Here is a 21,308-nt window from a genome sequence, read left to right as displayed (position 1 = left end):
CCGGAGCTCCGGCCCGCAGGCCGGGGCGGAAGCCCGCGCCGAGTGCTACTGGACGGGGGTGCCGCCCCGCCAGACGCGCCGCGGCTTGAGTCCGAAGGCCCAGGCGAAGGCGCCCTCGTGGTCGGCGTCCCACTGGACGATGTCGGCCAGGCGTCCGGGAGCCAGGACGCCCCGGTCTGGGGCTCCGAGAACGGTGGCTCCGCCCAGGGTGGCGGCACGCAGGGCGTCGCCCACGCTCATGCCGAAGGCCGCCACCGCGAGACTGACGACCAGGGACATCGAGGTGATGCCGCAGTGGCCGGGGTTGTGGTCGCTGCCGAGGGCCACCGTGACGCCCTGGGCCAGCATCCGGCGCACGGGGGGCAGGCTGCCGCGCTGGAGCGCGGTGCCGGGACAGAGCACGGCGGGGACCCCGTAGCGGGACAGGATCGCGATGTCCTCGTCTGAGGTGTGGTGGAGCAGGTCCGCCGAGGCGCACCCGAGCTCGGCCGCGAGCTGGACCGCGCCCCGGCGGCTGTAGGCGCCGGCGTGGACGCGGGGAAGCAGGCCCACGTTGCGCCCCGAGGCGAGCACCCAGCGCGCCTCGTCGGTGGTGAAGTGGCCCTCGTCGCAGTAGACGTCCACGCTGTCGGCACCGGCCGCGGCGGCGTCGGCGCACCAGGCCCCCACGGCCTCGACGTAGTCGCGCTGGCGTCCGAAGTACTCCGGCGGGACGACGTGCGCGGCGAGGAACGTGACGTGCACGCGCGGCATCATCGGCTCCTTCTCCAGCTCGCGCAGGAGCCGCACGTCGGCGAGCTCGCCGTCGCGGGTGAGGTGGTAGCCGGTCTTCGCCTCGACCGTGGTGGTGCCGCTGAGCAGCCACTCGCGCAGGCGCTCGCGGACGCCGTTGCACAGGGTCCACGGGTCGGTCCCGCGGGTGACCGTGACGGTGGAGCCGATGCCCCCGCCGGCCGCGGTGATCGCGGACGGGGTGGAGCCGCCCGAGCGCATGGCCATCTCCGCGTAGCGGTTGCCCGCGTAGACGGGATGGGTGTGGGCGTCGATCAGGCCGGGCGTGACGAGCGCGCCGCCCAGGTTCTCGACGTGGTCGACGTCGACGATGTCGTCCACCACACCGGGGACGCTCTGCGGCAGGTCCGCGGCGCGGCCGACCCAGGCGATGCGGTCGTTGTGCACGAGGATCGCGGCATTGCTGCAGACGTCGTTGCCGGTCCAGAGCCGGCCGATGTTGGTCAGCAGGCGGACCGTCATCGCATCACCGCCTTGTGCGCAGGGAAGGGCACCGGAGCGGAGGGCGTCTCCGGAGACGACGGAGCCCGGCCGGTGCCGGGCGTGGTGCCCACCGGGTCCGCTCCGAGTCCGGACGACATTGGGGGGTCTCCTGCTCTCATCCGCTCATGTGTGTGCGGCGACAGTAGCGCCGGAGTCATGATCCGGCGGTTTCGGTTCAGTTACGTTATTTCACAGCTTGGCCCGCTGTACAGGCTAATGGGGAAGAACGCCGATTCGCCGTAACCGCCACCGGTTCGCCGACCTCGCACCCGCAGCCGACAGCAAGCATGTTTCCGCAGCTCAGATCACTTGTTCCCCACCTGTAACATCGGGCGACAAACAGAGCTGTGCCCTAACATCTCGTTAGGTTTGCCCCATGGTAGCAACCTAAACCTTGACCGGCCAGTGCCCGATTTATGGGGGTATATGCAGTTTTTTGGGAGTGATAGTTCTTCCCAACCCGTCTCCGTAGAGCAAGTGATGACATTGCCAGCAAAGGCAAGACTCTTCTAATCTCGCGCAACGGCGAGGCGCGCCGTCAGCGGTTCGCCGGCGGACCGGCGGACCGGAGCGACCTGGCGGGTCGGCTCCGGGACGTCTACCATGCCCTGCGCGAATCCCTGCAGTCCGGTGACACCAGCGACCTGCGGGGCCTGCTGGCGGACCTGTCCCGGTCCCGCGCCCGCGGGGGACACAGCCCGACGGCGACCGCCGTCGCGGTCTTCGGGGTGAAGGAGGCGGTCTACGAGATCGTGGAGGCCGACGGCGACCCGGGGGCCCTGCGGGGCTTCATCTGGTTCTCCAAACTCGTCGACGACCTCGGCCTCTTCACCTTCGAGACCTACGCGGCGGCCCGGGAGAAGGTCATCATCGACCAGGCCGAGCAGCTCCTGGAGCTGTCGACCCCGGTGGTGAAGCTCTGGGAGGGCATCGTCGCGGTGCCGCTGGTCGGCACCGCGACTCGGCCAGGACCCAGGTGGTCATGGAGAAGCTGCTGCAGACCCTGGTGGACACCGGCTCCGAGCACGCGGTGATCGACATCACCGGCGTGCCGGCGGTCGACACCCAGGTCGCCCAGCACCTGCTCAAGACCATGGTGGCGGCCCGGCTGATGGGCGCCGAGTGCGTGATCTCCGGCATCCGCCCGCAGGAGGCCGCCTCGAACCTGGTCAGGCACGCGGTGGAGGGCGTCATGCTGATCCGGCCGCACCCGGAGCCGGCCTCCGCGGTCGAGGTGGTCGCCATGGACCGGGGGCCGGGCATGCACGACGTCTCCCGGGCCCTGCGGGACGGATACTCCACCGGGGGCACGCTCGGCATCGGGCTGGGCGGCATCGCGCGCATGGCCAGCGGGTACGACGTGCACTCCGTGCCCGGCCGCGGCACGGTGCTGGGGGTGTGCTTCACCGCCCGGGGTGCGGCCCTCCCTCCGTCGCGGGTCAGCGGGGTGACCCGTCCGATCGGGGAGGAGGCCGTCTGCGGCGACGCCTTCGCGGTCGTCGAGGACGGCGCGTCGACCACCGTGATGGTGTGTGACGGACTCGGGCACGGCGAGGCCGCGGCCCTGGCCTCCCGCGAGGCGGTGCGGGTCTTCCTGGAGTACGCCGACCGGCACTCCGGTTTCGAGCCGGTCTCCGGCCTGGAGCGGATCCACTCCGACGGGCTCTCCGACCGGTGGGACGTCGTCTCCCACCCGGGACTGGTCGCCCGCGCGCCCTCCGTCGCCGCCGTCACGCTGCTGCGCGACGCCGGGACCCGCCGGGACGACGCCTGCGTGGTGACGGTGAGGCCGGCCGCGTGACCGGTGAGGAACTGCTCAGGATCCGCGTCCTGGACGACCAGGACGTGTTCGCGATGCGCCGGCTGGGCCGCGAGGTCGCCGAGACGGCCGGGATGACGGCCCAGGACCAGATCCGGGTCGCCACCGCCCTGAGCGAGCTGGGGCGGGAGATCGCCGTCGAGGGGCTCGACGACGTCGCCGTCGTCTTCCTGCTCGACCAGGACGAGCTCGTCGTCTCCCTCACCTTCGCCGCGGACGCCGGCTTCCGTCCGGCCACCGGCGTGACGCTGGCGGGCCGTCTCATGGACGCGATCGAGGCCGATCCCGCCGGCGGACGGGTGAGCATGCGCAAGCGGCTCCCGCCCGGGCGGGCCCGGCTCTCCCCGGCCGGGATCCGCGCCAGGCTGGGCGGGCTGACGCCGGCGACCGCCCTCGACGAGCTCCGCCAGCAGAACCGCGAACTCGCCGAGACCCTGGAGGAGGTACGGCAGCTCAACACCGAGCTGGAGGAGACCAACCAGGGCGTCCTGGCGCTGTACAACCAGCTCTCGGCGGAGCTGGAGGAGACCAACCGCGGCGTCGTGGCGCTCTACGCGGAGCTGGACGAGAAGTCCCGGCAGCTGCGGGAGGCGAGCGACGCCAGGAAGAGATTCTGGGCCACCGTCAGCCACCAGCTGCGCACCCCGCTCAACTCGATCATCGGCCTGGTCCGCCTGCTGGTGGGACCCGGCGGGGACCCGCTCGGCACCGAGCAGCTCCACCAGGTCCGGCTCATCGGCTCCTCCGCCGAGACGCTCCTGGCGCTGGTCAGCGAGCTGCTCGACATGGCCAAGGCCGAGTCGGGGCGGCTGGACCCCCAGCCGGCCACGGTGGACCTGGTCGAGCTGGTCGAGCGGTTGCGCATGACGCTGCACCCGACCAGCGGGGCCGGCGGGGTCGCGCTCTCGGTCCAGGTGTCCGAAGCGCCGTCCGAGATCCTGGCCGACGAGGTCATGCTCACCAGGATCCTGCGCAACCTGCTCGCCAACGGCCTGAAGTTCACCGAGGAGGGGGAGGTCCGCCTCGACGTGACGTACGACGAGGCGACCCGCGAGGTGGTGTTCACGGTGACCGACACCGGCATCGGCATCCCCGCCGAGCATCTCGACCGCGTCTTCGAGGAGTTCTACCAGGTCCCGGGCCCGGTCCAGGTGCGGGCCCGGGGCACCGGGCTCGGCCTGCCGTACGCCCGGCGCCTGACCGAGGCGATGGGCGGGACGCTCCGGCTCAGCAGCGCGCCGGGGCGGGGCACCACCGTCGTGGTACGGCTCCCGCACGGCCACGACGCCGTACCGGTGGCCGATCGCGTCCTCGTCGCCGACGACGACGCGGAGTTCCGCGAGGACGTGCGGCGGATGCTCACCGGTTTCGCCGTCCACATCGACGAGGCCTCCGACGGGCTGACCGCGCTGGAGGCGATGGCGGCCGCCCCTCCGGACCTCGCGCTGGTGGACCTGCTGATGCCCCGGATGGACGGGGCGGCCCTGATGCTGCGGATGGCCGAAGACGAGCGGCTGCGCGACGTCCCCGTGGTCATGGTCACCGCCGCGACCTCCCAGCACTACCCGCCGAACGTCCGCGCGGTCCTCCCCAAGCACGGCCTGCGCCGGGACGTCCTGCTGGAGACCGTACGGCACGCGCTGGAACACGAGGACGAGTGAGGATGACCGACGAGCGGGCGGGCCGGACGGCCGGCACGGAGCAGGCGACGGTGCTCGTCGTGGACGACACGCCGACCAAGCTCTACATCCTGACCAAGCCCGGCCGTCCCGCGGTCGCCCTGGGCGTGGAGGCGGTCCCCCCGCTCGACCAGGACGAGTGCAACATCCTGCGCCAGCTCGGGCAGGCGCTGGCCCTGACGGTCGACAACCTGCGCGCGTACGCCGAGGAGCACGCGATCGCGCTCACCCTGCAGCGCAGCCTCCTGCCCGCCCGGATCCCCGAGGTCCCCGGGCTGGACATCAGCTGGCGCTACCAGCCCGCGGTGGACAACGTCGAGGTCGGCGGGGACTTCTACGAGGTCCTCCAGCTCGGCGAGCGGGTCCTCGTCGGCATCGGCGACGTCCAGGGGCACTCGCTGCTCGCCGCCACCGTGATGGCCGAGCTCCGCCACGCGCTGCGCGCCTCGCTCCTCGGGCCGGCGGTGGACCTGGGCGCCTCCATGGCGCTGCTCAACGACGTGCTGCGGCGCTACCACCCCGGGATGACCGCCACCGTGTGCCTGGTGCTCATCGACCCGGCGACCGGGGAGGCGCAGGTCGCCAACGCGGGTCACATCCCGCCGCTCCTCACCGACGGCCGCGGCGGCGCCCGCTACCACGGCCTGGGCAACCTGCTGCTGGGGGTGGCCGAGGAGACCTACCGCGTCGACCGGCTGTCCGTCCCGCCGGGGGGCTCGGTGCTGCTGTTCACCGACGGCCTCATCGAGGACCGCGACACGCTGCTCGACGAGAGCCTGGAGACCGCCCGGCAGGTGGCGCAGACGCTCGTGCAGGACCTGGAACCGTTCTGCGACCGCCTGATCACCCGCTTCGGCGCCCGTGAGGACGACGTGGCACTCGTGATCTTCCGCCGCGCGGCGGACGTCCGGGACGGCTCCTGAACCTCCCCGGACGTGCGGGAGCCGGGCCGGGGACGCTCCCGCGTCTCCGGCCCGGCTCGTCGGCGGCTCCGGGCGGCCGCCGCGCCGTTGCGGACCGCCTCAGACGGTCTCGACCGGCTTGGCGGTCCGCTCCAGCTCGGCGAACAGACCGGGCAGGACCCTGGCGTGCAGGATCGTGCCCTCCTCGGTGTGCTCGACGTCGAGGACCTCGCCCTCCTCGTGCACCCGGGAGACCAGGTCGCCGCGCTGGTACGGCACGAGCATCCGGACCTCCTGGTCGAAGCGCGGCAGCTCGCGCTCGATCACGGCCCTCAGCTCGTCGATCCCGGCGCCGGTGCGGGCCGAGACGACGACGGTGTGCTTCTCCCGCGCGGTCAGCTGGGCCAGCACCACCGGGTCGGCGGCGTCGGCCTTGTTGACGACCACGATCTCGGGGATGTCCCCGGCGCCCTCGATCTCGGAGAAGACCTCCCGCACGGCGGCGAGCTGCGACTCCGGGTCGGGGTGCGAGCCGTCGACCACGTGCAGGATCAGGTCGGCGTCGCCGACCTCCTCCAGCGTGGAGCGGAAAGCCTCGACCAGCTGGTGCGGCAGGTGCCGGACGAACCCGACGGTGTCGGCCAGCGTGAACAGCCGCCCCTCGGGGGTGTAGGCCCTGCGGACGGTCGGGTCGAGGGTGGCGAAGAGGGCGTTCTCCACCAGGACGCCCGCGCCGGTCAGCCGGTTCAGCAGCGAGGACTTGCCTGCGTTGGTGTAGCCGGCGATGGCCACGGCCGGGACCTCGCGCTGCACCCGCCGCGCGCGCTTGGTCTCGCGCGCGGTGGTCATCTCGCCGATCTGCCGGCGGAGCTTGGCCATCCGCTCGCGGATGCGGCGGCGGTCCAGCTCGATCTTGGTCTCACCGGGACCGCGTCCGCCGATGCCGACGCCGCCCGCGGCCCGGCCGCCGACCTGGCGGGACAGGTTTCCGCCCCAGCCGCGCAGGCGCGGCAGGAGGTAGTTGAGCTGGGCGAGCTCGACCTGCGCCTTGCCCTCCCTGCTCTTGGCGTGCTGGGCGAAGATGTCGAGGATCAGCATGGTCCGGTCGATGACCTTGACCTTGACGACCTCCTCCAGCTGCCGCAGCTGGCCGGGGCTCAGCTCGCCGTCGCAGACCACGGTGTCGGCGCCGGTCGCCGCCACGATGTCCGCCAGCTCCTGCGCCTTGCCGGAACCGATGTAGGTCGCCGTGTCGGGCTTCTGGCGGCGCTGGATCAGTCCCTCCAGCACCTCCGAACCCGCCGTCTCCGCGAGGAGCTTGAGCTCCAGGAGGGAGTTCTCGGCGTCGGTCACCGTGCCCGAGGTCCAGACACCGACCAGGACGACCCTCTCGAGCCGCAGCTGACGGTATTCGACCTCGGTGACGTCCTCTAGCTCGGTGGAGAGCCCTGCCACCCGGCGCAGCGCCTGGCGCTCGGCCAGGTCCATCTCACCGGTCTCGGGCAGATCGTCGAACTGGTCAAAGTCCAGCGACTCACGAGTGTCTATGTCGTTGCTCCTGTTCGGATGCTCGGTTTCCGTGTGCGTCGTCTGTGACGCCCATGGCGTGACACCTATGACAACACCCGGACGCCTCGGATGTCTTCCCGCCGATGGTGCCACGTCGACGTCCGGACCTCATCTGGTTATCCCCCGCGACCCGCCCGGACGGGCGGGAACGGGCCCGGCGGCCGGGGCTCAGACCGGCAGCACCTTCGCGTCCCCGGCGCCGCTCCTCACCTTCACGGTGCGGGTCGCGGACGGGTCCTGCTCGACCTGGATCGTCTCGTCCCCGGCGCCGCTGCCGAGGTCCACCCGGTAGGGGCCCTTGGGCAGCCGTACCGTGGCGTCGCCCGCGCCGGTCTCCACGTCGACCCGGTCGGGTGCGGCGGTGAACTCCGCCTCGACGTCGCCGGCCCCCGTGTCGGCGGTGAACGTCTTGCCGGCCAGGCCGCCGGCCTCGATGTCACCGGCGCCGCTGCCCGCCTCCACCTCGCCGGTGAGGGAGCGCAGCGTGATGTCGCCCGCGCCGGTCTCGACCCGGATCCGCAGTCCCTTGGGGACCTCGACCTTGTAGTCGACGCTGCAGCCCCCCAGGCTGAACCCGGACGGGCAGGTGTACTTCAGCGTGAGGGTGCCGCCGTCGACGGAGTGCTCCGTCCTGGGCTTGTCGTTGCTCCAGTGGAGGGTCTCGGTGACGCTGATCCCGCTCCGGCCGGACTCGTTCACCACGATGTCCCCGGCCTCCGCGTCCACGGAGAGCACCAGCACCTCGTCGGTCACGTCGTAGGAGACGGCGGTCTGCTGGGTGGCCAGGCCGACCCCGCAGCCGGAGAGCACCAGCGCCGATCCCAGGAGCGCCCCCGCGGCCAGCATGTTCTTCTTCATGACCCTGATCCTCGACTTCCGGGAGGCGCTCCGCCTCCCCCTCACGACCGGTTCCGCGCCCTCTCCGCCGGAGGGAACTGATCCAACTGTGGCCCGGCCGGCCCCATGATCCCATCCGGGAGACCCCGGAGGGGGCCCTGAGAGGACCCCGGCCTTTGACCCGTAAGTGACCGTCCAGTAGCGTCGATTCCACAATTCAGAAGTCGTTTTCCACCAGACGGAAAGGAAGCTCATGGACGGCGTTGAGATCACCGGCCCCATGCTGGAGCGGTTCGACCAGATCCTCACGCCGGAGGCGCTGGCCTTCGTCGCCGCCCTCCAGCGCGAGTTCGGCGCCCGGCGGCTGGAGCTGCTGGCCGCCCGCCAGGCGCGGCAGGAGGAGCTGTCGGCCGGGGGCACCCTGGACTTCCTTCCCGGGACCAGGCACGTGCGCGAGTCCGAGTGGAAGGTCGCCCCGCCCGCGCCCGGCCTGGTGGACCGCCGGGTGGAGATCACCGGCCCGGTCGACCGGAAGATGACGATCAACGCGCTGAACTCCGGGGCCAAGGTCTGGCTGGCGGACTTCGAGGACGCCAACGCCCCCACCTGGGAGAACACCGTCAACGGCCAGCTCAACCTGCGGGACGCGCTGGACCGGACCATCGACTTCGAAACCGGCGGCAAGCGCTACGCGCTCAAGCACGACGAGGAGCTGGCCACCGTCGTGGTCCGCCCGCGCGGCTGGCACCTGGAGGAGAAGCACCTCACCTGCGACGGCGCCCCGTTCTCCGGCTCCCTCGTCGACTTCGGCCTCTACTTCTTCCACTGCGCCGCCCGGCAGCTCGCCAAGGGCAAGGGCCCCTACTTCTACCTGCCGAAGATGGAGTCGCACCTGGAGGCCCGCCTCTGGAACGACGTCTTCGTCCGGGCGCAGGACCTGCTCGGCATCCCGCAGGGCACGATCCGCGCGACCGTGCTGATCGAGACCTACCCGGCCGCGTTCGAGATGGAGGAGATCCTCTACGAGCTCCGCGACCACTCGGCCGGGCTCAACGCGGGCCGCTGGGACTACCTGTTCAGCGTCATCAAGAAGTTCCGGACCCGGGGCCGGGAGTTCCTGCTGCCCGAGCGGAACGCGGTGACCATGACCGCCCCGTTCATGCGCGCCTACACCGAGCTGCTGGTCCGCACCTGCCACAAGCGCGGCGCGCACGCCATCGGCGGCATGGCCGCCTTCATCCCCTCCCGCCGCGACCCCGAGGTCAACAGGGTCGCCCTGGAGAAGGTCACCGCCGACAAGACCCGCGAGTCCGGCGACGGCTTCGACGGCTCCTGGGTCGCCCACCCCGACCTGGTCCCGATCTGCCGCGAGGTCTTCGACGGCGTGCTCGGCGACGAGCCCAACCAGCTCGCCCGGCTCCGCGAGGACGTCTCCGTCTCCGCCGCCGACCTGCTCGCGGTCTCCAAGACCCCGGGCGACATCACCGAGGCCGGCCTGCGCAACAACGTGGACGTGGCACTGCGCTACCTCGCCGCCTGGATGGGCGGCCTGGGCGCGGTGGCGATCCACAACCTGATGGAGGACGCCGCCACCGCCGAGATCTCCCGCTCCCAGATCTGGCAGTGGATCCACAACGACATCGAGCTCGCCGACACCGGGGCCGTGGTCACCAAGGAGCTCGTCGAGCGGATCATCGACGAGGAGCTCGCCGGGATCGAGGCCGAGCCGGGCTACGACGAGGCCCTCTACGCCCAGGCCACCGCGCTGTTCAAGGAGGTCGCCCTCGACGACGACTTCGCCGAGTTCCTCACCCTGCCCGCATATGCCCGCATGCCGTGACACGAGGGATCCCGCGGTGGGATCCTCCTCCTCCGGAGAGGATCCCACCGCGGTCCCACGGCCGCCGGAGGAGGCGCGTTGACGGACCCGACAGGCGTGACACCCGTGCGCGGCCCCGCGCTCGACAGGGCCGCCCGGCGGCTGGCGGCGGCCCTGCCGCCGGGGGCGGTGATCACCGATCCGGTGCGGCTGCGCACCTACGAGTGCGACGGGCTGACCCACCACCGGGCCGTCCCCGGGATCGTCGTGCTCCCGGAGACCGCCGGGCAGATCGCCGCCGTGGTGCGGATCTGCAACGAGTACGGCGTGCCGTTCGTGGCCCGGGGCGCGGGCACCGGGCTGTCCGGCGGCGCGCTCCCGCGGACCGACGGCGTGCTGGTCGTGACCTCGAAGATGCGGCGCGTCCTGGAGGTCGACCTGCCGAACCGGCGGGCCGTGGTGGAGCCCGGCGTGACCAACCTGGCGATCACCGAGGCGGTCCGCCCGCACGGCTACTACTACGCGCCCGACCCCTCCAGCCGGCAGGTCTGCACGATCGGCGGGAACGTGGCGGAGAACTCCGGCGGCGCCCACTGCCTGAAGTACGGCTTCACGGTCAACCACGTGCTGGCCCTGGAGATCGTCACCCCGGACGGCGACATCGTCACCCTGGACGCCGACGATCCGGGCTACGACCTGCTGGGCGCGTTCGTCGGCTCGGAGGGCACGCTCGGGATCACCACGAAGGTCACCGTACGGCTGCTGCGCGCGCCGGAGGCCGTGACCACGCTGCTGGCGGCGTTCGGGAGCATCGAGCAGGGCGGGCGGGCCGTCTCGGCGATCATCGGCGGCGGCATCGTCCCCGCGGCCGTCGAGATGATGGACGCGCTGGCGATCGAGGCCGCCGAGGCGGCCGTGGCCTGCGCCTACCCCGCCGGCGCGGGCGCGGTCCTCATCGTGGAGCTGGACGGGCCGGCCGCCGAGACGGCGCTCCGGTCCGCCGAGGTGGAGCGGATCTGCCTCGAGAGCGGCGCGTTCGAGCTGCGGACCGCCGCCGATCCCGCGGAGCGGGCCGCGATCTGGGAGGGCCGCAGGTCCGCCTTCGCCGCGGTCGGCCGGATCAGCCCCGCCTACATCGTGCAGGACGGCGTGGTGCCCCGGACCGCGCTGCCGGACGTCCTGGCGAGCATCGACCGGCTCTCGGCCGAGCACGGCATCCGGGTGGCCAACGTCTTCCACGCCGGGGACGGCAACCTGCATCCGCTGGTGCTCTTCGACGACGCCGAGCCGGGCGCGGCCGAGCGGGCCGAGACCGTCTCGGGCAGGATCCTCGACCTGTGCGTGGAGCACGGCGGATCCATCACCGGTGAGCACGGGGTCGGCGTGGACAAGGCACGATATATGCCGAAGATGTTCACCGACGACGATCTGGACACCATGCAACTGGTCCGCTGCGCCTTCGACCCCCGCGGTCTGTCCAACCCGGGCAAGGTCTTCCCGACCCCGCGCCTGTGCGGCGAGGTCCCGGGCGTCCGCCGGGGGGCGCACCCCCTGGTGGAGTCCGGCCTGGCGGAGCAGTTCTGATGGGCTCGCCGTACGGGAGTGGTCCCCGCCGGGGCTGCGCGGGCGGGAACACCCCAGGCGGGGACACCGCGGGCGAGGCCCTCGCGGGCGGGAACGCCGCAGACGGGAGCGCCGCGGTGGCGGCGCTGGAGGCGCTGCGCGGGACCGGCGCGGAGATCCGGGACGCGGGCCCCGGCGACGCCGTCGCCGGAGTCGCGCCCCGCTGGGTGGCCCTGCCGGGGAGCACCGAGGAGGTGGCGGCGCTGATGCGGGTCTGCGCCTCCCTCGACCTGGCGGCCGTGCCCACCGGCGGCGGCACCCGGCTGCACTGGGGGCGCCCGCCGGAGCGCTGCGACGTGCTGGTCGGCACCCGCCGCCTGGACGGGATCCTGGAGCACGCCTCCGGCGACCTCGTCGTGCGGACGCAGGCGGGCGTGACCGCGGAGGCCCTGGCCGGGGTCCTCGCCGCCGCCGGCCAGGAGCTCGCCCTCGACGTCCCCTCCGGCGGCTCCACCGTCGGAGGCGTGCTCGCCACGGCCGCCGCCGGACCGCGCAGGCTCCGCTACGGCACCGCCCGCGACCTGCTGATCGGGATCACCGTCGTGCTCGCGGACGGCACGGTCGCCCGGTCCGGCGGGAAGGTCGTGAAGAACGTCGCGGGCTACGACCTGGGCAAGCTCTTCACCGGCTCGTACGGCACACTCGGGATCATCACCGAGGCCGCCTTCCGCCTCCATCCGGCCTCCCCGGTCCGCCGCTGGACCACCGTCCGCCTCCCCGGCCCGGCCGGCCCGGCCTCGCTCGCGTCCGCGCTCGCCGCCGCGCAGGCCGAACCGAGCGCGGTCGAGCTGGACTGGTCCGCGCCCTCCGGGGGTGTCACGGTCTCCGCGCTGTTCGAGGGGGCCGCGGCGGACGGTCGGGCGCAGGCCGTACAGGACCTCGTCGGCGCCTGCGGGCCGTGGGAGGTCGCCGGGGAGGCGCCCGCGTGGTGGGGGGAGGCGCCGGGAAGCGGCGTCCCGGGTGAGGTCCTGCTGGAACTGCGCGTCCCGCCCGCGTCCGCCGACCGCGCGCTGCGGGCGGTCGCCGCCCGGAGGCTGCCCGCCCGGGTGCGCGGCTCGCTGGCCTCGGCGGTCCTGCACGTCGCCCTGCCCGCGGAGACCGGCGGGCCGGAGTTCGCGGCGTTCGTGTCCGGGGTGCGCGACGACGTCCGTCCGCTCGGCGGCAGGCTGACCGTGCTCGCCGCGCCGCCGGAGCTCGCCCGGCGGGTGGACCCCTGGGGCCCGGTCGGGGCGCTCCCGCTGATGCGGCGGGTGAAGGAACGGTTCGACCCCGGCCGGAGGATGTCCCCCGGCCGGCTGGCGGAAGGCCTCTGACATGGATCCCGGCACCGACCCCGGCACCGGCCCCGGCATCGACCCCGGATTGATCGGTGACTGCGTGCACTGCGGGTTCTGCCTGCCGTCCTGCCCCACCTACGTCCTGTGGGGCGAGGAGATGGACTCCCCCCGCGGCCGGATCCACCTGATGGGCCAGCACGTGGCGGGCACCCCGGTGACCGGCGAGATGGCCGGGCACTTCGACGCCTGCCTGGGCTGCATGGCGTGCGTGACGGCCTGCCCGTCCGGGGTGCGCTACGACAGGCTGATCGAGCAGACCCGGGCCGTGGTGGAGCGCGAGCACGTCCGCCCGCCCGCCGACCGGGCCGTACGGGAGCTGGTCTTCCGGCTGTTCCCCTATCCCCGGCGGTTGCGGGCCATGCGGCTGCCGCTGCGGCTGACCGCCGGCCTGCGGCGGCGGATCGCACCGGCGCTGGAACGGGTCAGCCCGTCCCTGGCCGCGCTGGCCGACCTCGCCCCCGATCCGGTACGGCACCGGCGGCTGCCGCGCCGGGTCAGGGCGGTCGGCAGGCGCCGGGCCACGGTCGGCCTGCTCACCGGATGCGTACAGGGGGAGTTCTTTCCCCAGGTCAACGCGGCCACGGCCCGGGTGCTGGCGATGGAGGGCTGCGACGTGGTGATCCCACCCGCCCAGGGGTGCTGCGGCGCCCTGTCACTGCACTCCGGCCGTCCCGGGCAGGCCGCGCGGTTCGCCCGGCGGACGATCGCCGCCTTCGAACGGGCCGGCGTGGACACGGTGGTGGTCAACGCGGCCGGGTGCGGTTCCACCATGAAGGAGTACGCCGGGATCCTCGACGGCGAGTGGGCCGCCCGGGCCGCCGCGCTCAGGGTCGCGGACCTGGCCGAATACCTCGTCGAGCTGGGGCCGGTCGCCACGCGGCACCCGCTCCCGCTGACGGCGGCCTACCACGACGCCTGCCACCTGGCCCACGCCCAGGGGATCCGGTCGCAGCCGCGCGAGCTGCTGGCCGCCGTGCCCGGCCTGGAGCTGAGGGAGATCGCCGAGTCGGCGATCTGCTGCGGCTCCGCCGGGACCTACAACATCCTCCAGCCCGAGGCCGCCCGCGAGCTCGGCGACCGCAAGGCGGAGCGGGTGCTCGCCACCGGCGCCGACCTGCTGGTCTCGGCCAACCCCGGCTGCACCATGCAGATCACCGCGGCGATCCGCCGCGCCGGCGCGGCTCCGATCCCGGTCGCGCACACCGTCCAGGTCCTGGACGCCTCCCTGCGGGCCCTGCGGGAGATCGGGTGAGCGGGACGGGCGGCGCCATGGGTACGGTGCAGTCCGTCGACCGGGCGCTGGACCTGCTGGAGGCGCTCGCCGGGAGGGGCGGCGAGGCCGGGATCTCCGAGCTGTCCGCCGCGACCGGCCTGCCGTACGGGACCATCCACCGGTTGCTGCGCACGTTGCTGGCCCGGGGGTACGTGCGCCAGGAGTCCGACCGGCGCTACGCGCTGGGCGGGGCGCTGGTGCGGCTCGGCGGGGTGGCCGAGCGCATGGTGGGCGCGTGGGCGCAGCCGTACCTGGAGAAGATGGTCGCGCTGTCCGGTGAGACGGCGAACCTGGCGGTGCTGGAGGGCGACTTCATCGTCTACGTCGCGCAGGTGCCCTCCCCCCGGCGGCTGCGGATGTTCGCCGAGGTGGGCAGGCGGGTGCTGCCGCACAGCACTGCGGTGGGCAAGGTGCTGCTGGCCGACCGGCCGGCCGGTGAGGTGGCCGCGCTCGTCGAGCGGACCGGCATGCCCCGGCGGACCGCCAACACCATCACCGACCTGCCCGGCATGCTCGCCGAACTGGAGCGGGTCCGCGCCCGGGGGTACGCGATGGATCTGGGCGAGGAGGAGCTGGGCGTGCACTGCCTGGCCGTCGGGGTGCACGACGGCTCCCGGACGGTCGCCGCGATGTCGGTCTCCGGCCCGGCCGAGCGCATCGAGACGCTCGACCGGGAGGAGCTGGCCGAGGGCATGCGGCGGATCGCGGGCGACTTCGGCGCCGAGCTCGGCGGCTCCCTGTAGGACCGCCCGTCGGCGGGTCTCTCTCGGCGGGCCCGCGCTGACGGATGCCCGTCGGCGGGTCCTCGTTGACGGATGCCCGTCGGCGGGTCCTCGTTGACGGATGCCGGGCCGGGAGGAAGGGTCCGTGTAGGACGCGTCGCCGGGGCCCGCGCCGTGGATCCCGGCGGCACGCCACCTGGGGAACCGGGAGCCGCAGCGCCGGGGAACCGGCGGCCCCCGGCGGCGTCCCGCCCGCCGCGTGCCGAGCGAACGGAGAGACCGCATGTCCGCTCCAACCGACCCCACCGCGCCCGCGCCCTCCTCCGGCACGGCCGTGCCGGAGCAGCACCTGACCGGGGAGGTCCCCGCGCCGGAGGCCGGGCCGGCCGCGCGGGAGGCGCCGCTGACGCGGGGGCGCTACCGGAGCGGGGGCCCGGGCCACCTGCTGGAGCTGCGCGTGGACGTCGACGGCGTCCGCCCGCAGCACCGGATCAGCGGCGACTTCTTCACCACCGCCGGGGAGACGGTCTCCTACACCGGCTCCTTCGTCGTGGACTCCCCCGCGGTCGACGTCTCCGGCGGCCAGGCCGTGATCACCGGCACGGGCGCCTTCACCTTCACCGCGGCGGCCTCGCAGGTGCGGGTGAGCATCCCGCTCCGCCCGGCCCCCGAACCGCCGGGCGAGGCGACCGTGCGCTTCTCCACGCCCGGCGGCAGGCCCGGCGCCGCCTACCTGTGCCCCTTCGTCTCGCCGTACTTCCGCAGCGTGCTGCTGGAGCAGGACTCGGTGGCCGGCACGGTGCCGTTCACCTCCTACGACACGGCCTCGCTGCCCGGTCCCGCGACGGCTCCGCCGCGCGAGCTGACGGTCGTGCGGGCCTACGCGGAGGCCGGCATCGAGCTGCAGCTGTCGGCCGCCGCGGACGTCATCGCGGCCGACGCCGCCGGGACCGACCTGGTCTGGGACGACGCCGAGCTGCACAACGCGATGGTGCGGCACTTCAGCCTGCACGCGGACGCGCCGCAGTGGAGGGTGTGGATGCTCCTGGCCAGCGCGCACGCCGGCGGCTACCGGGGGATCATGTTCGACTACGGCGACGCCTGCCAGCGCCAGGGCGCCGCGGTCTTCCACGACGCCGTCAAGGGCTCGACCCCGCAGGCGCTGCGCGCCCAGCTCCGCACCTACGTGCACGAGCTCGGCCACGCCTTCAACCTGCTGCACTCCTGGCAGAAGAACCTGGCCGACCCGCCCCGGCCGCTCGGCCCCAACAACGGCTTCGGGGACCTGAGCTGGATGAACTACGTCCAGCACTACCGGCCCCTGTCCGGGGCCGGCGGCGAGGCCGCCTACTGGGCCGCCTTCCCCTTCCGGTTCACCGACGACGAGCTGGTCCACCTCCGGCACGGCCACCACCGCGACGTCGTCATGGGGGCGAACCCCTTCGGGCGGGGCGCCGCCGAGATCTCTCCGGAGCTCTTCGACGAGCCGGTCGAGGACCGGTCGGGGCTCGCCCTGGAGCTGCGCGCCAAGGACGCCTTCGAGTTCGGCGAGCCGGTGGTCGTGGAGCTCAAACTCCGCACCACCGACCTGCGCGGCCGTACCACGCACGGCCACCTCCACCCGGCCACCGACTTCACGCACGTCGCGATCACCCGGCCCTCCGGCCGGACCGTGCTCTACCGGCCGGTGATGCGCCACTGCGTGGACGACACCGCCGAGGTGCGGCTCGACGCGGACGACCCGGCGATCTACCGCAGCGCCTACATCGGGCACGGCGCCGACGGGCACTACTTCTCCGAGCCCGGCGAGTACCGCGTCCGGGCGCAGCACCTCGCCGCGGACGGGTCGCGGATCGTCTCCCCGGTGCTGTCCGTCCGGGTCCGCCACCCCGTCGCCCGGGCCGACCAGGAGGTCGCCGAGCTGATGCTGGGCGAGCAGGCCGGCACGCTGCTGTCCCTGCTCGGCTCCGACTCCCCCGCCCTCGCCGCCGGCAACGACGCCCTGTGCGAGGTCATCACCCGGTACGGCGGGCATCCCCTGGCGGTGTACGCGCGCATGGTGCGGGGCGTCAACGCCGAGCGGGGGTTCAAGGACCTCGCCGCGGACGCCCGCCGGCTGACGGTCCGCCCGCCCGACGCCGAGGAGAGCATCCGGCAGCTGTCCGCGGTGGCGGAGGCCTCGGCGGGCGACGGCGGCGTCGACAACATCACCCTCAACATGGTGATGCGCCGCCTCGCCTCAGCCCAGGCGAAGAAGGGCGACCTGGAGCGGGCCTCCGGCACGCTCGACCGGATGGTCCGCACCTTCGAGGCCAAGCGCCTGCGGCCCACCGTGCTGGAGCGGATCCGCCGCCAGGCCGAGGCCGCCCGGGAGGACCTCGCCACCGAGGCGGGCCTGCGGGAGCGGGAGCGGGAGCTGGACAGGCCAGACGGGCCGGACCGGCAGGGATCTGACTAGACGGGGGCGAACCGGCGGGGACCGCGGACCGCACGGGACCGGCCGCGGACGCTTGACGCGCGCCCCGGGCCGAGGGCCGGAACGCCTGCTTCACCTGCAGCGGCGGATCCTGTCGCTCCCGTCCGGTGGATCCCAGGGGTGCTCCGGGAACCGGATAGCGTCCATTGGCGGAGTAGGGGGTGAGGGCGCGGACGCGCCCCGGGAAAGGACCCCTTTCACATGACTGGACGAAACGGGTGATGGCGCTGGCGCTCTTCCAGCGGGCCGGAGCACCCGTCCCGCCCTCCGACGTCCCCGGATCCGGCGGACCCGGCGGGTCCACCCCCGGATCCGGCGAGCCCGGGGGGCCCGCCTCCGACGCGGCGCTGATCGAAGGGTCACTGGCCGATCCCGACGGGTTCGCCGGGCTCTTCGACCGGCACGCCGACGAGATCCACCGGTACGCCGCCCGGCGGCTGGACGACGTCTCCGTGGCCGACGACGTGACCGCGGAGACGTTCCTGGTCGCCTTCCGAAAACGCGCCCGGTACGACCTGTCCAGGGCCGACGCCCGGCCCTGGCTGTACGGCATCGCCTCGAACCTGATCTCCGGCCACCGCAGGGCCGAGACCCGCAGGCTCAAGGCGCTCGCCCGCTCCTTCCGGCACGCCCCGGAGCAGGCGGCCGGTTTCGAGGAGCGCAGCGCGGAACGGTTGACCGCCGACCGGCTCCGGCCCGCCCTGGCCGCCGCGCTGGCCCGGCTGAGCTCCGCCGAGCGCGACCTGCTGCTGCTGGTCGCCTGGGCCGAGCTGACCTACGAGGAGGCCGCCGAGGCCCTCGGCATCCCGGTCGGGACCGTGCGCTCACGGCTCTCCCGGACCCGGACCAAGATCCGCCGTTTCCTGGACTCCCTGGAGCCGCACGCATGAACGAGGACGAGATCCAGCTGGTGGCCCGCATCCGGCCGGACGCGGCGCCGTACGACCCGGCGGCGAAGGCCGCGGCCCGGCGGGGGCTGGCCGCGGCGTCCGCCGGACGGACGTCCGTGCGCTCCCTGTGGCGCAGGCCCTGGGTGGCGCTGCCGGCCGGAGCGCTGGCGGTGGGCGTCGCCGCCACCGTGCTGGCCGGCGGTACGGGCCCGGAGCGGGGCCCGGTGCAGGAGGTCGTGGTGGCGCTGCCGCGGCTCGCTCCCATGTCGGCGGGCGAGGTGCTGGGCAGGGCCGCGCGCGCCGCCGCCCGGACCGATCTGGAGCCGCGCGACGACCAGTTCGTCAAGGTCGAGTCGGAGACCATGTACGGCGCGTTCGCCGGGGACGGGAAGGGTGCGGAGTCGCGCCACCTCTACCGGACGAGGCGGGTGATCTGGCAGTCCGCCGACGGCACCAGGGAGGGCTCGCTCCGGATCGAGCACCTGGAGCCGAAGGCCTACCCCGGCTGGCCGATCCCGGAGAGCGCCTACGAGGAGGCCGGCACCGTCGACCTGCACCGGCTCCCGGTCTGCGATCCGGTCCCCGACCACCTGCGCACCGACCACGCGGCGGTCAGGAGACTGCCGGCCGACGCCGAAGGGATGCGCGCCCACCTCTACACCGGGGACCGGGGCGGCAACTCCAGGGACGAGGCCGCGTGGACGCGGGTGGGCGACCTGCTCCGCGAGAACTACGTGCCCGCCGCGCAGCGGGCCGCGCTGTTCGAGGCGGCGGCGACGATCCCCGGGGTGGACGCCGTCGGCGACGCCGAGGACGCCGCGGGCCGCAAGGGCATCGGCGTGGGCCGGGTCGGCCCGGACGGGGTCCGCGAGGATCTCGTCTTCCATCCGGAGACCTTCGAGCTCCTGGGCGAGCGCGGCATCGTCGTGGACGGGAAGCGGGCCCAGTCCCCCGCGGGCAGCCTCGTCGCCTCCACCGCGCAGCTCTCGGTCACCGTGGTCGACGAGGCGCCCCGGGTCGAGGAGGAGGCCACCGGCTGCGGCTGATCCGGAGCTCGCCCGGCGCGTACGGAGGCCATCATCGCGCCGGGTGATCGCGGTCCCGCCCGCCGGACCCCCGGCGGGCGGGACCGGGCACGCGCGGAGGCATCCGCCGGTTCGCAGGACGGAGGCGGTCGGGACGTGCCGCACACCGGTGAGCCGTCCCCGTGGGTGCCCGTCGGGTGAGCCCTCCCCGTAGGTGCCCGTCGCAGGAGCGGGCGGAGGTGCTCCGGCGGCTCCGCCGAAGTTTTTAACGAAGGCCCGGCGCCCCCGCACCGTCGTCCGGGAAGGCATGATCCATGAGACAGCGCAGCATGTTCACCGGGATCGCCCTCACCGCCGCCGGGACCGCGACCCTCCTCTCCTGCGGAGGCGGCGCCTCCGCGACGGGCGTCGCGGACGCCGCGAGCACCACGAGCGGCCCGGGCGTCACGATCACCGGGGCCGCCGGTACCGCCGTCGGCCCCGGACGCACCGCGGCCGGTGCCTCCTCGCTCGCCGCGGCGGGCGTCACCTCGCGGCAGGCCGTGCAGATCGCCAGGGGGAAAGTCCCCGGCGCCCGCGTCACCAGGGTCAGGCGCGTGTGGGACCAGGGCATCTGGAACTGGCGGGTGGAGCTGGTGAAGGCTCCGTGGAGGTACGACCTCTTCGTCTCGGTCCGGAGCGGCAGGGTCGTCAGAATAAAGATCAACTACGGTCACTGACCGCTCCGGGCCGGAAATCCGAGATCGGAGCCTGGGACCCGAGGCGGTCAGGCGGCGCGCCGGACCCCGCCGGGTCCCGCCGGAAGCGCCCACCGCGCCACGCCGCCGGTCGTCCGCGTCGTCTCCGTCAGTCGTGGACGCGGTGGGCCGGCAGGCCGTCGGCCCCGCAGCGCACCTCGACCTTGACGTCGGCCTCGTCCGACTCGAACTCGACGCGCGCCCGGGCGGTGGGGCCGCGCTCCACGTCGTCCACCTGGAAGCCCTGCGCGGGACTCCACGCCCGCAGCACGACGAGGCCGCCGTCGCATCGGGCGATCACGTTCCCGCCCGCCGTGCTGATCGCCCGGCTCCGGCCGGTCCCCGGCCCCGTGGCCGGAGGCGCGGAGGCGTCCTCCCCGGAAGTGGCGGAGGGGGTGCTGCCCGAGGGAGTGGATCCGGTCACGGGAGCGGAGGAGGCACCCGCGCGGAGAGGTCCGCCGCCGGCGACCTCGCCGCCCGGGCCGTCCCCGGTGGTCCTCCCGAGGTCCGCACGGTCGGCCTCGCGCTCAACCATCTCGCCGAGCGCATCACCGGACTGCTCGCCGAGGAGTGGGAGAACGCGGCCGACCTGTGCCCCGGCCCGCGCACCGTCGCGGTCTCCGCCGGAGACCTGGCCGCCTGCGTGGACGCCCTGCTCGGCAACGCGTTCGCGCACACCGCCGAGGAGACCCCCTTCGGTATACGGCTGGCACCGGCGCCGGGCGGTGCGCTGCCGACCGTCGACGACGCCGGACCGGGGTTCGGCGCGGCCGACCCGCTGGGGCGCGGCGAGAGCGGGGCCGGGTCGACCGGCCTGGGCCTGGACATCGCACGCCGTACCGCCGAGTCGTCGGGCGGTGCGCTCGGCCTCGGCGCCTCCCCCGCGGGCGGTGCGCGCGTCACCCTGTTCCTGGCCGGAAGCGGACCTTTAGCCGGTTCTTAGCGCGGCCCTCTCCGAGGCCGCGGAAGCCTGGAGCCATCAGATCCTCCCGAGGGGACCGTCGCCTTCAGGCGACGGAGAAATCGGGAGCGGGAGGGCCGCCGAGGCCCGAGCGTGCCCTGACCTGTCAGGTCCGCGCATCATGGACGTCCTTCCCGGTTTTGCCGACGTCGGCCGAGATCGTGGTGTTATTGTTACCGAACGTGATGGGAGGTGGGGGTGCGCAGGTCGCTGAAGTTCCTGCTGCGCCCCACCGCCCGACAGGCGGCGGCGCTCGCGGCGTGCCTGGAGGATCACCGGCAGCTCTACAACGCCGCCCTGGAGCACCGCCGCACCGCCTACGCCAAAGCGGGCGTGAACATCCGCTACGGCGACCAGTCGGCCG

At 73.8% G+C, this 21,308-nt stretch carries 19 protein-coding genes; 15 read left to right on the top strand and 4 right to left on the bottom strand.

The window, feature by feature from the left end; all coding sequences use genetic code 11:
* Positions 1-45: 45 nt before the first annotated feature.
* Positions 46-1,254, bottom strand: coding sequence for an imidazolonepropionase (hutI, locus tag IEZ06_RS00090; RefSeq protein ID WP_189234589.1), 1,209 nt, complete (start codon positions 1,252-1,254; stop codon positions 46-48).
* Positions 1,255-1,760: 506 nt separating this feature from the next.
* On the opposite strand from hutI, the gene IEZ06_RS37885 reads away from it, so the two are divergent.
* From IEZ06_RS37885 to IEZ06_RS00075, 4 genes are read left to right on the top strand one after another with little or no spacing between them, the layout of a single operon-like run.
* Positions 1,761-2,309, top strand: coding sequence for an RsbRD N-terminal domain-containing protein (locus tag IEZ06_RS37885; protein ID WP_505851720.1), 549 nt, complete (start codon positions 1,761-1,763; stop codon positions 2,307-2,309).
* The gene (locus IEZ06_RS35980; RefSeq protein ID WP_229797676.1) at positions 2,258-3,076 is read left to right on the top strand and encodes an STAS domain-containing protein; all 819 of its coding nucleotides are present in this window, start codon (positions 2,258-2,260) and stop codon (positions 3,074-3,076) included. The genes IEZ06_RS37885 and IEZ06_RS35980 overlap by 52 nt, the downstream gene beginning before the upstream one ends.
* Positions 3,073-4,755, top strand: a complete 1,683-nt coding sequence (locus IEZ06_RS00080; RefSeq protein WP_229797675.1) for an ATP-binding response regulator — start codon at positions 3,073-3,075, stop codon at positions 4,753-4,755. Before IEZ06_RS35980 ends, IEZ06_RS00080 begins: the two co-directional genes overlap by 4 nt.
* Positions 4,756-4,757: 2 nt before the next feature.
* Positions 4,758-5,696 (top strand): PP2C family protein-serine/threonine phosphatase, encoded by a 939-nt coding sequence (locus IEZ06_RS00075; RefSeq protein ID WP_189234588.1) that lies wholly within the window; start codon positions 4,758-4,760, stop codon positions 5,694-5,696.
* Between the two features lie 99 nt (positions 5,697-5,795).
* On the opposite strand, the gene hflX is transcribed toward IEZ06_RS00075, so the two are convergent.
* Entirely contained in the window at positions 5,796-7,163 is a 1,368-nt protein-coding gene (gene hflX / locus IEZ06_RS00070) for a GTPase HflX (protein WP_229797674.1), read from the bottom strand.
* Positions 7,164-7,412: 249 nt separating this feature from the next.
* Positions 7,413-8,102 carry a DUF4097 family beta strand repeat-containing protein gene (locus IEZ06_RS00065; RefSeq protein ID WP_189234587.1) on the bottom strand — a complete coding sequence of 230 codons (690 nt, stop codon included), beginning with the start codon at positions 8,100-8,102 and terminating at the stop codon, positions 7,413-7,415.
* A 232-nt stretch (positions 8,103-8,334) separates the two neighbouring features.
* Between IEZ06_RS00065 and aceB the strand changes: the two genes are divergently transcribed.
* From aceB to IEZ06_RS00020, 9 genes are all read left to right on the top strand, one after another.
* Complete coding sequence (aceB, locus tag IEZ06_RS00060; RefSeq protein ID WP_189234586.1) at positions 8,335-9,921, top strand: malate synthase A; 1,587 nt, start codon at positions 8,335-8,337, stop codon at positions 9,919-9,921.
* 141 nt (positions 9,922-10,062) lie between these two features.
* Positions 10,063-11,484: an FAD-linked oxidase C-terminal domain-containing protein gene (locus tag IEZ06_RS00055; RefSeq protein ID WP_229797705.1), complete on the top strand. Its 1,422-nt coding sequence runs from the start codon at positions 10,063-10,065 to the stop codon at positions 11,482-11,484.
* Positions 11,484-12,836 carry an FAD-binding oxidoreductase gene (locus IEZ06_RS00050; RefSeq protein WP_189234585.1) on the top strand — a complete coding sequence of 451 codons (1,353 nt, stop codon included), beginning with the start codon at positions 11,484-11,486 and terminating at the stop codon, positions 12,834-12,836. The genes IEZ06_RS00055 and IEZ06_RS00050 overlap by 1 nt, the downstream gene beginning before the upstream one ends.
* Before the next feature lies 1 nt (position 12,837).
* Positions 12,838-14,112 carry a (Fe-S)-binding protein gene (locus IEZ06_RS00045; protein WP_189234584.1) on the top strand — a complete coding sequence of 425 codons (1,275 nt, stop codon included), beginning with the start codon at positions 12,838-12,840 and terminating at the stop codon, positions 14,110-14,112.
* Positions 14,109-14,876, top strand: coding sequence for an IclR family transcriptional regulator (locus tag IEZ06_RS00040; RefSeq protein ID WP_269435852.1), 768 nt, complete (start codon positions 14,109-14,111; stop codon positions 14,874-14,876). Before IEZ06_RS00045 ends, IEZ06_RS00040 begins: the two co-directional genes overlap by 4 nt.
* Positions 14,877-15,138: 262 nt before the next feature.
* Positions 15,139-17,313: a zinc metalloprotease gene (locus tag IEZ06_RS00035; protein ID WP_189234583.1), complete on the top strand. Its 2,175-nt coding sequence runs from the start codon at positions 15,139-15,141 to the stop codon at positions 17,311-17,313.
* A 239-nt stretch (positions 17,314-17,552) separates the two neighbouring features.
* Positions 17,553-18,221: an RNA polymerase sigma factor gene (locus IEZ06_RS00030; RefSeq protein ID WP_189234582.1), complete on the top strand. Its 669-nt coding sequence runs from the start codon at positions 17,553-17,555 to the stop codon at positions 18,219-18,221.
* On the top strand, positions 18,218-19,267 hold the full coding sequence (locus IEZ06_RS00025) for a CU044_5270 family protein (RefSeq protein ID WP_189234581.1): 1,050 nt from the start codon (positions 18,218-18,220) through the stop codon (positions 19,265-19,267). The genes IEZ06_RS00030 and IEZ06_RS00025 overlap by 4 nt, the downstream gene beginning before the upstream one ends.
* Before the next feature lie 293 nt (positions 19,268-19,560).
* Positions 19,561-19,965: a PepSY domain-containing protein gene (locus IEZ06_RS00020; RefSeq protein WP_189234580.1), complete on the top strand. Its 405-nt coding sequence runs from the start codon at positions 19,561-19,563 to the stop codon at positions 19,963-19,965.
* Between the two features lie 127 nt (positions 19,966-20,092).
* On the opposite strand, the gene IEZ06_RS00015 is transcribed toward IEZ06_RS00020, so the two are convergent.
* Positions 20,093-20,659, bottom strand: coding sequence for a hypothetical protein (locus IEZ06_RS00015; protein ID WP_189234579.1), 567 nt, complete (start codon positions 20,657-20,659; stop codon positions 20,093-20,095).
* Here IEZ06_RS00015 and IEZ06_RS37425 point away from each other — a divergent pair.
* Complete coding sequence (locus IEZ06_RS37425) at positions 20,627-20,926, top strand: ATP-binding protein (RefSeq protein ID WP_189234578.1); 300 nt, start codon at positions 20,627-20,629, stop codon at positions 20,924-20,926. The genes IEZ06_RS00015 and IEZ06_RS37425 overlap by 33 nt on opposite strands.
* A 210-nt stretch (positions 20,927-21,136) precedes the next feature.
* Positions 21,137-21,308 (top strand): helix-turn-helix domain-containing protein (locus IEZ06_RS00005; protein ID WP_189234577.1); only part of this gene is annotated, 172 nt, incomplete at its 3' end.

Origin of the sequence: Planomonospora antibiotica (assembly GCF_014647955.1) — a bacterium.
GTDB lineage: Bacteria > Actinomycetota > Actinomycetes > Streptosporangiales > Streptosporangiaceae > Planomonospora > Planomonospora parontospora.
This window is presented reverse-complemented; position numbering and strand designations above follow the sequence as displayed.